Source organism: Roseivivax sp. THAF197b (genome assembly GCF_009363255.1).
Classification (GTDB): Bacteria; Pseudomonadota; Alphaproteobacteria; order Rhodobacterales; family Rhodobacteraceae; genus Roseivivax.
Window position 1 is genome coordinate 16,663 of sequence record NZ_CP045320.1, and the last position, 13,095, is coordinate 29,757.

The following is a 13,095-nucleotide window of genomic DNA, read 5'->3' on the forward strand; positions in this document are numbered from 1 at the left end:
ATGTGTGCTTATTCCGCCAACAGTTCCGTGGCCGTCCGCCTAATTCTGGCCTCGATCGCTGAATCGTCCAAGTTATGTTCTTTGGCAATCAACCGAATGGCCCCGTGCACGTCGCCTGGAGCCTTATCAGATTGAAACGGGGCATCCGTTTCGGTGAGAAGTCGTTCTATAGGGGTCGTTTCAAGCAAGTTCCGTCCCCGTGGAGCCAGCAGCATCTGTTCGTTGACCGAAAAATAGCAGCCTAGTTCCAAAGCGCGTCTGATCTCCGCCCCCGAAGCGTTGAACCAGTGCAAAACAGGAACACATGTGCGATGCGCCCCCGTTTTCTCGATGACATCAAGCACCTGTTTAGCGGTTCGAACACTGTGAATGCTGATTACCTTCTCGCCGAGCCTTGCACAGAGCGCCATCACGCGTTCGAACACCAATTTCTGGCGTTCGAATGAAGGATAGAACCGGCGACCTGCATCCAGGCCGACCTCGCCGATATACCTGGTCGAGGGAGCGAGTTCTTCGAACTGAGATAGCTCCGATGCTCGTTGCGCGACAAGCTGCGGGTGCATTCCAAGGGCTGCATGCACAAAGCGCCTGGTACGGGCCATCTCAGCGTTTCGGGCAAAAGCCTTGGGTGTCGTCGTCACTGCCAGGGTCAGGCATCGCGCGGCCTCGCAACGAGTGTACTCAGCCTCCATGTTTTGATACAGGTCGAGGTGACAATGAAAGTCGACAGGACCGGGTCGACTCTCATCACACATGCTTCGCCCTTACGCCCTTTAGGATCTCCGACACCTCGTCCATCCCACGCCGATAGACGTCCACGTAAGCGTCCAGATCGTCATGGTTAAGAGGGCCAGGTTTTTGCACGAGAAACCGCGCACGGCCGGGGTTTTGTCGCAAATTCTCGGCGGCAAACATGAAGGACCTGATGTTCTTTCCGTCGGCTGATTTCGAGTCCAAAATTTCTTTCTTCAGGTCATCAAGAAAATATTGCGTGGTGTCCGCTTCATCCAGCCCTGCAGCGAGTGATGCGCGACGGATCAGGCAAGGAACACAACGCCCGCAATGCTGGGGCGGCGCGCTCTCGAAACGGACCTGTGCAGGGTGCGAACAAGACATCGAGGCCGGGGCCAACTCGGCCAGAAGGTCGCGATCTTTGCATTCTCTGGCCATCTCTCCCTTCGTCTTGAATCGATAGGGGTTTTCCAGCGTCACGTCGATGCCCAGAACTTTGACCAGTTCTGACATTAATCGGATGAAATGCGGATGGGCCGTCCGTGTGCTAAGTGATCCGAGCCTATGGGCGTCCATAGGTACATTCAGCGCGATTAATCCGTTTTCGGGGATGAGCACCTTGTCCGTGGAGGCGACGGCATCGGCCGCAACCACGGCGAGGCTGTAGAAGAGGAAGGAGCGGGCCCTCTGGTTGTTGTCGCTCCCAGCTTTGGCAAAGTCCGACTTTCGGAAGCCGATATAGGCCCGGACGGATTCGAACGCGTCCGCATGGCGTTCCTTCAATACCTCGAGCAGCTGGCGCTGCGCGCTGGACGCCTCACCGTCCCAATAATGGCTGACCAGGAGCGGTCGTTGCCCCGAGGCGAGGAGATCGATCGCGCCGATGAGACTGTCCAATCCGCCCGAGAACAGGCTCACTTGCGTGAAGTCTGTGAGGTCCATCTCTTCGGGTTGTTTCGTGAAGGACTGGAATTCGTCCGGCCGGTGACGGAACGTGAAACTCCAATGATCGCCCGTCAAGAATTGCAGCATTCGGGACAGATGGTCGTGCTGGCGTCGCCAGAGCTCGGGCTCTGCCACGGGAACGCTGAGATCGATCATGCGCGTCCATCCGTCATCGGCGTACCGCTCCCGCGAGACGCCGGTGTCGGCGGCGTACACCGCGGTCGCCATGATCATGAGGTCGACTGCGGCCTCGCTCGGTGTCGCGCCCAGCTTGAAGAGCCGGTCCAGCAGCTGACCCAGTCCCCTGTCGAGATCCCCAAAATTGTCGACCATATCGATAGTGATGTCAGTTGCACCCTCTGGAGGTACGATGTCGGCGCGCCCCAAACGAACGAAGATGTTTCGTCTCATTGCATGGTCTCCAGGACGGCTCCGAGCATGTCGAAGGTATCGGCATAAACCTCGGAAATGCTTCTATCGATTTCGGATTGTGTCGGTTGGGATCCGACATCGAACCGGTTACCAAGCGCGTCCCTGACCCGTCCCTGCGTAAAATCGCGTGTGATCCGCTCAGCCTCCCGGAAGTCGGCGTCGGATGCGGATCCGTGCAACGCGTTCGTGCCGATCTCGTTCAGGACCTTGGTAACCACGCTCCGGGTGATCACATCACACAGGAATTCATCGAGTTGATCGCGAGAAAGCTCATCGAATGCGCCTGGATCATCTTCCGCGACCTCTGCGATCGCTTCGAGCATCGCGTCACGGGCGATCGATTCATCGATCGTCCCACCATCGGGACAGATTACCTCCGCGACGGCTTCGAGGACCTCCGCGGCCGGCCGACCCGCAAGGTCTTGAAGATCAAATCGCGCGAGCGCCGCCTCGGCACCTTCGTTCGCGACGGCGCTTGCGAGCCCGGCGACACCTGACGCCACCCGAGTGGAGTGAGGCATTCGGCGTGCTGCCCCGGCACCGCCCCCCGCAGCGCTGACGTAGCCTTTCAGTGCCCGTCCGAGCGACTTGCTACCGCCACCGTTCGTAAAACGGGTGAATTGGCCGCGTGGATAGGTGAAATTGCCGCCGGGAGTTTCCACGTTGGGCGGCGTCTGCGCTGCGCTCAGCTCGTCGCCCTCACCAGGGGTCGGTTTTTCGGTCTCAGAACTATCGCTTCCGGCCTGATCTGACCCTTCATCGCCACCGCCCATGCCCGGATCGACGTCGTCGACCCAATCCGGAACGAGGCCGGACGCGGGTCCACCGTATGAGTTCGAAGTCCCCATTACCCTTTTTCCTTCCCACGGCCAAGTCGTCCACCGCCCGCAGCGAGCTGGAGCGGCTTGTTCTCATCAAGTTTGGCCCAGCCCTCTTTGAGTTTGGCAAACTCTCGTTTGGCTTCCGCTCCGGTGAAGATCTTGTCCCAGCCCGTGGCTGCCCATGGCCCTAACTGACCGCTTGGCAGGTCCGCGAGAAGGCGAACCGTAGGGGTCTGGAGATTGGCGGATATTTTGCAAAGCTCCGCAAGGCCTTCGATGCCACCAGGCCGCTTCTTCAGATCTGTTGCAGCCCTGATCCTTGCGGCCACCACGTCAAAGATCTGCTCGATCTCTCCGGGCGTGAGCTTGGCGATTTCTACTGCCGCTGCGCGCGCGCCTAGGGTACTGCCGCAAAGCTTCTCGATCCAGTCCTCTTTCAGAGCGAGATTGGATCCTGCGGTGAATAGCGCCTTGCGATCTCGGGACACGAACAAATACGGACGCAGATCCTCGTTCGCGAGCGCGGGTGCCACCAGAGCCCATCGTCTGACCCATTCGCTCGCAAGAAGGTCGTCCTCCGGGAGTCTCTCCGTTTGAGCCCGGCCCTTGGCGGTGGCCGGTTTTTTGGATTTTTCGGGCTCTTCATCATCTTTGCGCAGCGTCTGCTCGAGTGTCGCAACGGTTATGGAAGAACCGCTAACAGCGGCCTCGGCCTCGAGGCGTTCGAAGAAATCGGCCTTGAAACGTTCAGCGAGCATCAGCTTGGCGAGGACCGCGGGGTTCACATCGTCACCGATCCCGCGCGCGTCCGCGATCGCGAGACGGAGATTGAGCGTGTTCAAAAATCTCTTGATCTGCCTCGGGTTGCCTTGAGCGCCTTCAGCGAGCGGCAGCGCGAGTTGATCGGCGAGAATGAGCGCATTCTCCAGTTCCGCCGAGACCGCACCGAGACGCTCTTCGATCACACCGCGGCTCAGCCCGTTCCCGTCCCAGGGACGTCTGAGCGCTTCGCGACCCAGGTCGAGCAATGTGTCGAAGGGGGCCGAACCGGTGTCGAGCGAGCTACCGGCGACGAGAAGCGTGAGATAGATTTTGGTCTCGACGTATCCCAGTGGCGGTAGTCGGAACGGCACCTGAATAAGCTTTTCGAGGTAGTTCCGGGCATAGGTCGACGGGCCCGATGATAGCGGCAAGTCCGGGAAATGGGACCTCACGGCGTATTCGATCATTCCCTCGTCGGCGGCGATGACAAAGGCCGCGCCGGGAACGAACAGGAAGAGCCGTATCGCCTCAAGTGTCTCGATCGCCGTGGCGGGAAGGCATCTGTCCAGATCGTCAACAACAACGACGAGGCGATCAATGTCCGCGGCCGCGAGCAGTTCCTCGAATTCCTCCCTGAAGGCATGAATATGGGCAGGCAAGGTTTCGGCTTCAGGGTCGTTAAGACAATCTGTGACATCCTTGACGTACCCTGTCATATCGCCAACCGTCAGTTCTTCGCCACCGGCCAAAAGCTTCTTCCCCTGTTCCATGAGTCCGCCGAGCATGTCCGGGGATGGGATGCCGGTAAGTCCGGTCAGGGCGAGGCCACCCGCCTTGGACGCGACTTTCATGAGATCGACGCGCTTAAGCAGTTTTTTGGATGCGTCTTTCAGCTTGGTGGTGAACGCCCGATCCCTCAGCAATTGCTCTACGATCGTTTCGATGATGACGGTCTTTGCGTCTTCGAGGCCCTGGAACAGCCAGCCGTTGAACCGGACGACGGATGTGCGATCGTCCTCCGAAAACGCGTCCTCCAGCATGAGCAACACGCTCGATTTTCCAGCACCCCAGTCCCCATGGACGCCGACCGTGAGAGGTTCGTTCCCAGAGTCTCTGATCACCTTCGCGACCGTCGCGGAGACGGCTTCCGAGTAGATCATGTCGATGGCGGTCTCGTTATCTGGAATAATCATGAAAGTCATTTCCGTAGGATTTCGAGGTTTCAATAATTGTCGATTGCGCGCAGCTTTGCCGCCTCGTCGCTGGCCGAGTGATTAGTCGTAAACCGGCAGGCTTGCCCGATCTATTGGTCTTCTTTCCTTGTTCGGTTCTCGTCATAACAAGTCTCGAACCGGAACAAATGCTTGGTTGGTTTCAGCGGCGCGTCGCAGCTTTTCGTCAAGCACGTCGATCAAAGAGAGGCGGTTGTGAACGACCTGATGCAGATCCAACCCATCAGCACAGATTATATTTGTGCGTCTACCCGTCCCGAAAGCCTTGAGGCCGTCTTCGGAGAAGCCCGAATTACTGATGAAAAGCCCGCGCGCCCAAGTCGCCTTGCCTGAGACCTTTCCCGAAAAGGTTAGCAGATCGGATTGTCCCGTGCGGCCAGCCTGCCATTTGGCTTCCACGAGGTATGTTTCGCCGTGCAACTTGAAGCTTCCGTCTATCTGTTCGCCTGTCAGTTTGAAAGGCGCTCGCGGCGTCAGACCATACGCGGCGAAAAGTTCGGTTAGAAAGCGCTCATATTCAAAGCCGCGCCGCTGAGGCGGGTGTTCAAACAGGCCGATCAGGCGCGCCGATAGCGTGTGCGCTAACTCGTCCGAAAGCGTGGCCTTCTTTGGTTCCGGAGTCGCCTCCGGCTCGGTTTGGGCTCCCGCCAGTGATTCAAGAAACGTGGGATCGTTTAGTTCGGGCACCTTTATCGACAGACGCAATAGGAGCGCGTTCAGACGATCTACTTCCGCGCGGGTTAGCGGCTCGCCTTTACCTCTGCGCCAAGTCATCGATTGCCGGACGATCGCCAACATCAACGCGCTGAGCTTGTGTCGCCGTTGATTAAGGGTTGACGACAACATTTGAACAATGGCCGGACGCTTGCTCCCTCCGGTCCACAAGTCCTCGCATTGGACTTGTGCTGCTGCCAATGGGAATGCGGTCCGGGAGTTTCCGCTCCCAGGCAAGAAGTTGTAGAGAAGGTCCGCGAGATCCTCGACGCATTGTTCCTCGACGAGATTCATGAGCGACCCCACAGGCATGAGAGCGGAGCAGCGAACATGTTTTCGCCGAACGGTACGACCCGGTCATGGTCGTAGAGTATCATGCCTTGGGCGAATTTCTTGCCGCAGGCGTCCGCTAGTTTTCGCATTCCCGAAAAATCACTTGCCGAAACGGTGGCGGACGACTTCACCTCGATCCCGACGACCTCACCTCGTCGGTTCTCCAATACGATGTCGACCTCGTTCTTGTCCTTGTCTCGGAAATGCGAGAATGTGCACCTCTGTTCGCTCCACGTCGCGATCTTCCGCAACTCACCGAACACGAACGTCTCTAGGATCGCGCCAAAGCTCGTTTTGTCTTTTCGGACTACATCTGGCGAAATATCCCGCATTGCTGCCAAGAGGCCCGCATCGAAAAAATGGAGCTTGGGCGACTTGGTCAGGCGTTTTAGACGGTTCGTGAACCAGGGCTGCAGGGTGTGAACGAGATAGAGGCTCTCGAAAACACTCACATACTTTTGTGTGGTGACATGATTGAGGTCGATGCTGGCACCGATGCCAGTATAATTGACTAGCTGTCCTGAGTGCTCGGCAAGCACCGACATCAGTTTCGGCATGATGGCAAGTTGTTCGATCTGGGCCACGTCTCGGACGTCGCGCTGGACGATCGCATCAAGATACCCGTGATACCAATCCTGCTTTCGCGCCCATCGCACTCGACCGAGCGCTTCTGGATACCCTCCGGAGAGGACGTTTTCAACGAGGTCGTCACCGACAATCATGTGGTCTGCCGTCGGCATCTCCCGCGCAAAGGCCCGATCAATGAACCCCGATTTCGTCCCAATGATTTCTGCTTGCGAGAGTGGCAACAATCGAACGACCTCCATTCGGCCGGCAAGGGAATCCGCCACTTTGGGAATGGTCATGAGATTGGCCGAACCTGTCAGGAGGAACCTCCCCGGTGTCTTGTCGTCATCGACCAAGTTCTTAATGGCGAGTAGAAGGTCGGGTGCGCGTTGGATTTCATCGATTACTGCGCGGTCCAATCCGCGGACGAAACCGACCGGATCATCGATCGCCGACCGCAATACGTTGGCATCGTCCAGTGTCAGAAAGGGTGTCTTGTCCGACGCGATTTCGGTTGCAAGTGTCGTTTTACCGGATTGACGCGGCCCCGAGATGAGGACCACGCGGGTGTCGGACAGCGCCTCTTCCACTCTAGCCTTGGCAAATCTTGGGTACATCGCCGTGCGACTCCTTTTGACCGATTGAAAGTACGTCTCCGACCAATTGAAAGTCAACTACCGACCAATTGAAAGTTGAGATCCGACTGAATGAAAGCCCACAACCTCGAGCTCGCGAGCCTAACGTGTTGGCGACAATCCTGCCTTCTTTGGAACACTGTTCGCCGGTTCTGCGAGACTTCGAGTAAATCACCTCCGTCGTGCCGTGCGATCTCTAGTAGGAAGCGCGAGCACCTGATCCTCTGCTTAGCAACCAGCCTCACGGCCTCCCCAGCTCGGCTTCGCGTGTCGCAGGGGAGAACGGCCCTTCGGTCCGTCGCGCATTCGGCCATGCGGCCTCACCGCGGCGCTGCACCCGGCATCCCGGTTTGCCCGCCTCGCGAGCACGTCTCTCCCTGGCCGCTCCGCCGGATTGCGCTCTGGTCTGTTTTGCGGGGCAAAACGATCCCGCCGCTTCATCCGTCTCCCGCGTCCGGTCGGGCCGTTTGCCTGCTCGTGTCGGGCAAACCTACCGTCAAAACACACACACATGAGCGTGGAAGCATATCCTCCGGATGGCCCCCAAATCAGCCCGCGTCAAGGATCGCAAAACTTTTCGGCGAGGTAGGGGCCAGTGGCGTGGGGCGGCCCCGTGCGTGAGGGTGCGCGTGTGTCGGGTGCTGCGCGCGGAAAACTTTTGCGCCCGGCAAGCCGGCGGCTGCGCCGTCCCTGACCCGGGCAGATTCGGAAACCAGGCATTCGGCCATGCCCCCACACTCACGTGGTGGCTCCACAACCGAATACTGGAGACCAGACATGGCTTACGACACCGCTAACACCTATGAGACTATCGAACTTTACGGACTAACCGAGAAGGACGCGCAGCTGCCGATCCCCGAGGATCACATCCTGACCGACCACATCATCCGCGAGAGCTTCGAGGCTTTGCTCGGGCAGCTGCGCGGGACCGGCCTCGAAGCGGAAATCGAACCGCTGGCCCATGGGCTCGCCACGATCCTGCAGCGCCGCAAGGTGGCACTCAGCAAGGAGGTCGACCGCACCGCCGACAAGATCGGCGCGCTGGCAAAATCCCACGACGGATCGGAGATCGCCGAGACCGCGCTCGAAGAAGCGCAGGCGCGCTTTTTGCAGCTGCGCGAGATCGTCAGCGCCATCGAGGTGATGAGCGAGGCTGCGGCGGAATGCTACGAGATCGAAACGGGCCACGCCTTCATCCCGGCAGCCGGGTCGCGGGCGAGTGTCCGGGCGCAAGAGACCGGGGCGGTCTTCGAGGCCCGGCAGCTGCTCGAACAGCACGACCGTGAGACCGCTGAGAAGTCGAAAGTCGAGGGGGTGCCCCTGATCGTCTCGGGCGCCACCGACTGGACCGATGTCGATGTGATCTTCGACACGCTCGACAAGGTTCGCGAACGGATCAAGCAGAACCGCAACCAGGAGATCTTCCTCTGCCACAAAGGTGGCAAGCACGGGGCTGAGATGATTGCAGCCCGGTGGGCGCGCGCACGAGGTGTCGCGCAGGCGCGCTTCGATCCGCGCTGGTCCGCGCATGGGAGGGCGGCACCGTTCAAGTGCAACGACGAGATGTTGGACGACAAGTTCGCCGCGACTGGGGTTGTTCTCTTCGGCGGCAACGGGGTGGCGCTGAACCTCGGGCAAAAGGCGGAAGCGAAAGGCCTGACGGTCATGCGGGTTGCGGGCCCGGCAAAGAAGACCGCGGAGACGTGAACATAGAGGGTCGCCTTCGGGCGGCCCTTTCGTCATGTCTCATGGCGCGTGCGATCGGTCACACTTGATCGGTAGGTCACGGCGTCCAGCACCGTCATCCCTCTACCCGGTCTCTCAGAGTGCGTCCCATCCGCATCGGTATCGGCTGGGGATGGTGCGCACATCGCACATCGTCAGCAGCGCAAGACGTGAGGGGTCGAGACGTCGCACTTGAGGCTGAAGACCTGCACAACCCTCGGGTGGTGTTTCGGAACATGGCATCCACGCAGGCGCGCTTCGTCTGCTCCCCGGCCAGGCTTGGCGGGACGCGGATGGTGGCGTCGGCGTGATGGCAGGGGTCATCCGGATCACTCCTTTTTGCTCATAGATGTGGATCGCACGGGTTCGGCCCAATCGTGCCCTCAGCTCACGCTTCGGCAAGCACAAATACGGCTTCCACGGCGGAGCCGCGGACCCTCCGCATTTGCACTTGCGACCGGGCCTCTTGCCCCCGTGCTGGCAGATCCCCATCGCAACAAGGAGTAACCCAAATGACCAACCACTACGTCGCCACCGTTCCCGTCAAGTTCACCGACACCGATGGCCAGGAGCGCACCCGTTTTCAGCGCGTGGGTGCGATGTTCCGCAACACCCGCAACGGGGACGGCTCGGAGTTCTTCAGCCTCAAGCTCGACTTTCCCGTCGCGGTCTCGGAGCTGGTGATGTTCCCACCGAGCGCGAAAGATCCCCAGGACTAAATCCTCTGACGAGGATGGGCCGCCCCAGGACGATTTTGGGGCGGCCCGATCCCTGTTCCAGGGATGCCGTCACCGGCGTGGGTGATCGCCGACAGCGACCTCCTCTTGGTGACGGTCGCTGCGCGTTCAACGGACGCACTCCGCCCGGAATGATCAGGCTGCGACAGACCGGACAGTCAGCCTCAAGGGGGCCATCCACAAAAACCTATCGGCCAGGGCCTCCCGGTTTTTGCGGCAGAGATTTGGCGGAGCCGAATCTGGCCCTCCTTGACCCTGCCTGTCCACCCTGTCGGAGGGGTTTGCGCCCGCCCGCGGTTCCGTCCGAACACTTGGCGTTCGGCCAGACCCTCGGGCGGTGCTGGGGAAGGGGACCCATTGGACAGGTGGGGTTCTTGTTGGCGAGGGGGCAGGCCCGCGTCCCTGCGGGCCGCGGGGGAAGCGGACACCAAGGCTGCCTGAGACTGAATGCGACGTAAGTATATAATTGACAGGAGAGTATATTAACGTAAGGTGGGGGCAGCCTTGGTGGAAGGTGGCAGGAAATAGGGGGTCTTTCTTCCGCATGTCCCGAACAAAACGCCTGACAGAGATCGAGAAGATGCAGATCGTCCGCGAGGCCGCGGAGGGTGTGTCGACGTCCGAGCTGGCTGCGCGGTTCGGTGTTACATCGCGCGCCGTGCGCTACGTGTTGAAAGCCGATGCCGAGCGCCAGACGGATGCTGCGATCCCGGTCTCAGCAGTCAGTGTGAAGGTCACGGCTGCGGAGCTGGCGGCGCTCGATGAAGTGCTGGCCGCCGCTGGGATCGAGAGCCGGGCCGAGGGGCTGCGGCGGCTCATTCAGGCGGCGGGTGGGGTGTTTGTTCCGGACGCGCAGATGGCGGCAGAGATGGCGCGCTACCGCGCCTCGTTGCACGAGGTTGGCAATGGGGTCGCGCAGATCGCCAAGCAGATGACGCAGGCCAACCGGCGGGGGCAGGGGGCCGTGGGGGGCACGAGTGCCGAGTTCACCGAATTGCGCCTCGCGCAGATGCGCGGGCTGGCGCGGTTCATTCTGGATTCCGCGGACGAGATCGATCTGCTTCTGCGCCGCCGTCGGGACGCGATGCAGCTGCAGGCCACGGCCGCGCTGAGGGAGTTTGCGCATGCGGCTGAATGATGCGGTTGACGCAGTTACCGGGGAGGTTTTCCGGGATGGCTGGAGCCGGATCCGGGGCTCGATGCAGGGGCTACATGTCGCCAAGCAGAAACAGCTCATGCGCGCGGCAGCCGGGCACCGTCCGGCGGTCTTCAAGGCGATCCGGGGCGGGGGTACGCATACCAAATCACAGCTCGCAAACCAGCTCGATTACCTCACCACCAAGTCCACCCATATCGTCGACTCGAGCGGGTTTCTGGACGGCAAGGCGAAGCTCGAGGCCGGTGACATCAAGGACCTGACCGAGCGCTTTGCCAAGCGGTGGGATGCGGGCTTCAAGCCCAAGCTCGGACAGACCACGCATATGCTCATGTCCTTCCCCATCGGCACGCGGGGCGAGGATGTGCGTGACATCGCGACGGATGTGGCCGAGCGGTTCTTCCAGAGTGACGCGGGGCATTTCGACTACATCATCGCGGTGCATGAAGACCGCGATCACCCGCATGCGCATCTGGTGCTGAACCGCCGCTCGCAAGAAGGCGAGTTCTTTTTCCTCGGGCGCAACCATCGCTTCAACTATGACGATTTCCGCCTTGCCATGGTCGAGGAGGCGGAAAAGTATGGTGTACGGCTGGAGGCCACGCGGCGGGTGGATCGCGGGGTTGTGCATTACCCAGCCCCTACCCGCGAGGTTTATGCGGCGAAAGAAGAGGGTCGCGCGCCCCGCGAGCGGGAACGTGTGGGGGCCGATCTGAACCGGACGCTCGCGGAGATTGCCAATACCAGAACCGTCTACCACTCGCTTGCCGCGGAGGCTTCGCGTGAGGCCCGCGAGGATATTGCCGGAGCCCTCTTTCGCGCGGGCGAGGTGCTGGCGCATGGCGGGCAGGTGGACCGAACAGGAGATGTGTATATGGCCGAGGATCAAAGCTTTGAGGATTTGAGAAGCCTCTATGCGGAAAAGCTCGCGCGGGTGCAGGGCATGATCGCCGAGAAGTCTGACGCGGAACGTCCCGCGTTGGAAAAACGCCTCATCGAGATCCAGACACAGGTCCAACACATGCAGCCGCTCGGTTTGCGATCATCCACGCTGTCTGAGGCGCCGTCGGAGGGCGGGGTCTACTCAGAGGCAAACATCCAAGAGAGCCATCTCGAACGCCTCGCCGAGCCGCGCCTGCGCTCACGGATCGACGCGGCCCTGCGGGGTACGGGGATCAGCACATCGGAAGTGGTGGCCCGGATCGAGACGGGCGCCTCAAATGCAGCGCTCGAGCATCAATGGATCGCCGATGATCTCTCCAAGGTGGCCGAGGCACGCGATCTGAACCTCGAACGCCGCGCCGATCTGGAACAGGCGCGCGACATTCTCAACGATGTCCATGTCGAACTTGGTACGCTGTTGGAGCGGGAAAACGTGCTGCGCCGGGATGGCGTCGTGGAAGCGGAACCGGTCAGCGAACGGTTCCATTATCACCGGGACGCGGTCCGGGCGATGGAAGGGACAATCCGACAGGAGATGCGCGCAGACGGCCTAACCGCGCAGCAGATCGAGGACCGGGACTGGGAGGTTGTCTCAAGGGCGGAGCGCCGGATCGAGACGGAGCAGCGCGCGTATCTCGAGGCGCACCCGGAGCTGCTCGCACGCCCAACCGATGTGATCGACCGGTCTGAACCCTATCGGGAGACCATCACCGATGTGGCCCGCGCCAGCGGGATCACCCGCGAGGTCGACCGGATCATGGAGGCGCGCGACATTCGCACGTCCGTTGCGGATGCTGTCGCGGATGATTTGCGCGTGCGCTATCCGGACATGCCGTCCCACCTCGCCCGTGGGCTCGGCGCGACCTATGCCGCCGTTGTGGAGATCCGGGACACTGAGGCCATCAATCAGGTTCGCCGCGAAACCGAGATGCGCGAGGGGCTTGGGTCTGGCACGCGTGACGAACGTCTAGCCACCGGCGATGAAACTGCGCCGCAGTCTAACCGTACCGGCCGCCTCGCAGACGAGATTGCGCGTGTCTTGGACCATGAGCGGGCGGGGGAGTTGTCCGCGCCCTTCGAGACGGAGGCGGAGCGGGATGCTTTCCGAACCGAGATCGCGCGGGTGCTTGATGACCGTCAACTTGAGCGGCTCACATCCGGCGATGCCGATGCGTTGGACAAGGTTCTCGAGGACCGCCTCGACCGGCTCTATGTCGCCAAGGTCTATCTGCAATCGGATGCCGCGACGGCCAACACGGAGGCCTTGCGCCAGGTGGTCGATGATCTCGCCGACGCCGAGTATGAAAAACACCGCATTGGCGATGTGGATGGCGAAACCGAGCGGGGCCAGGTCCATTGAGC

General features: G+C 60.7%; 10 protein-coding genes. 4 read left to right on the forward strand and 6 right to left on the reverse strand.

The window, feature by feature from the left end:
- Positions 1 to 8 precede the first annotated feature (8 nt).
- The 6 genes from qatD to FIV09_RS19325 form a co-directional block, all read right to left on the reverse strand.
- Positions 9 to 755 carry a Qat anti-phage system TatD family nuclease QatD gene (gene qatD / locus FIV09_RS19300; protein ID WP_152453200.1) on the reverse strand — a complete coding sequence of 249 codons (747 nt, stop codon included), beginning with the start codon at positions 753 to 755 and terminating at the stop codon, positions 9 to 11.
- On the reverse strand, positions 748 to 2,088 hold the full coding sequence (gene qatC, locus FIV09_RS19305; protein WP_152453202.1) for a Qat anti-phage system QueC-like protein QatC: 1,341 nt from the start codon (positions 2,086 to 2,088) through the stop codon (positions 748 to 750). The genes qatD and qatC overlap by 8 nt, the downstream gene beginning before the upstream one ends.
- Positions 2,085 to 2,957, reverse strand: a complete 873-nt coding sequence (gene qatB, locus FIV09_RS19310; protein WP_152453203.1) for a Qat anti-phage system associated protein QatB — start codon at positions 2,955 to 2,957, stop codon at positions 2,085 to 2,087. Before qatB ends, qatC begins: the two co-directional genes overlap by 4 nt.
- Complete coding sequence (gene qatA, locus FIV09_RS19315) at positions 2,957 to 4,885, reverse strand: Qat anti-phage system ATPase QatA (protein ID WP_172975805.1); 1,929 nt, start codon at positions 4,883 to 4,885, stop codon at positions 2,957 to 2,959. The genes qatB and qatA overlap by 1 nt, the downstream gene beginning before the upstream one ends.
- Before the next feature lie 141 nt (positions 4,886 to 5,026).
- Positions 5,027 to 5,932, reverse strand: coding sequence for a restriction endonuclease (locus FIV09_RS19320; RefSeq protein WP_152453207.1), 906 nt, complete (start codon positions 5,930 to 5,932; stop codon positions 5,027 to 5,029).
- Positions 5,929 to 7,155 carry an ATP-binding protein gene (locus tag FIV09_RS19325; RefSeq protein WP_152453209.1) on the reverse strand — a complete coding sequence of 409 codons (1,227 nt, stop codon included), beginning with the start codon at positions 7,153 to 7,155 and terminating at the stop codon, positions 5,929 to 5,931. Before FIV09_RS19325 ends, FIV09_RS19320 begins: the two co-directional genes overlap by 4 nt.
- Before the next feature lie 795 nt (positions 7,156 to 7,950).
- Here FIV09_RS19325 and FIV09_RS19330 point away from each other — a divergent pair.
- The 4 genes from FIV09_RS19330 to FIV09_RS19345 all read left to right on the forward strand — a co-directional run bounded on the left by FIV09_RS19330 (position 7,951) and on the right by FIV09_RS19345 (position 13,093).
- Positions 7,951 to 8,880: a DUF2493 domain-containing protein gene (locus FIV09_RS19330; RefSeq protein WP_152453211.1), complete on the forward strand. Its 930-nt coding sequence runs from the start codon at positions 7,951 to 7,953 to the stop codon at positions 8,878 to 8,880.
- A gap of 530 nt (positions 8,881 to 9,410) precedes the next feature.
- The gene (locus FIV09_RS19335) at positions 9,411 to 9,617 is read left to right on the forward strand and encodes a hypothetical protein (RefSeq protein WP_007120662.1); all 207 of its coding nucleotides are present in this window, start codon (positions 9,411 to 9,413) and stop codon (positions 9,615 to 9,617) included.
- A gap of 562 nt (positions 9,618 to 10,179) precedes the next feature.
- Positions 10,180 to 10,773, forward strand: coding sequence for a helix-turn-helix domain-containing protein (locus FIV09_RS19340; protein WP_152453213.1), 594 nt, complete (start codon positions 10,180 to 10,182; stop codon positions 10,771 to 10,773).
- Positions 10,760 to 13,093 carry a relaxase/mobilization nuclease domain-containing protein gene (locus FIV09_RS19345; RefSeq protein ID WP_152453215.1) on the forward strand — a complete coding sequence of 778 codons (2,334 nt, stop codon included), beginning with the start codon at positions 10,760 to 10,762 and terminating at the stop codon, positions 13,091 to 13,093. The genes FIV09_RS19340 and FIV09_RS19345 overlap by 14 nt, the downstream gene beginning before the upstream one ends.
- The last annotated feature ends 2 nt before the right edge of the window (positions 13,094 to 13,095 follow it).

Bases quoted from the DNA above. Each gene is read 5' to 3' on its own strand.
- qatD (WP_152453200.1), bottom strand. From the start codon at position 755: ATGTGTGATGAGAGTCGACCCGGTCCTGTCGACTTTCATTGTCACCTC.
- qatC (WP_152453202.1), bottom strand. From the start codon at position 2,088: ATGAGACGAAACATCTTCGTTCGTTTGGGGCGCGCCGACATCGTACCT.
- qatB (WP_152453203.1), bottom strand. From the start codon at position 2,957: ATGGGGACTTCGAACTCATACGGTGGACCCGCGTCCGGCCTCGTTCCG.
- qatA (WP_172975805.1), bottom strand. From the start codon at position 4,885: ATGATTATTCCAGATAACGAGACCGCCATCGACATGATCTACTCGGAA.
- FIV09_RS19320 (WP_152453207.1), bottom strand. From the start codon at position 5,932: ATGAATCTCGTCGAGGAACAATGCGTCGAGGATCTCGCGGACCTTCTC.
- FIV09_RS19325 (WP_152453209.1), bottom strand. From the start codon at position 7,155: ATGTACCCAAGATTTGCCAAGGCTAGAGTGGAAGAGGCGCTGTCCGAC.
- FIV09_RS19330 (WP_152453211.1), top strand. From the start codon at position 7,951: ATGGCTTACGACACCGCTAACACCTATGAGACTATCGAACTTTACGGA.
- FIV09_RS19335 (WP_007120662.1), top strand. From the start codon at position 9,411: ATGACCAACCACTACGTCGCCACCGTTCCCGTCAAGTTCACCGACACC.
- FIV09_RS19340 (WP_152453213.1), top strand. From the start codon at position 10,180: ATGTCCCGAACAAAACGCCTGACAGAGATCGAGAAGATGCAGATCGTC.
- FIV09_RS19345 (WP_152453215.1), top strand. From the start codon at position 10,760: ATGCGGCTGAATGATGCGGTTGACGCAGTTACCGGGGAGGTTTTCCGG.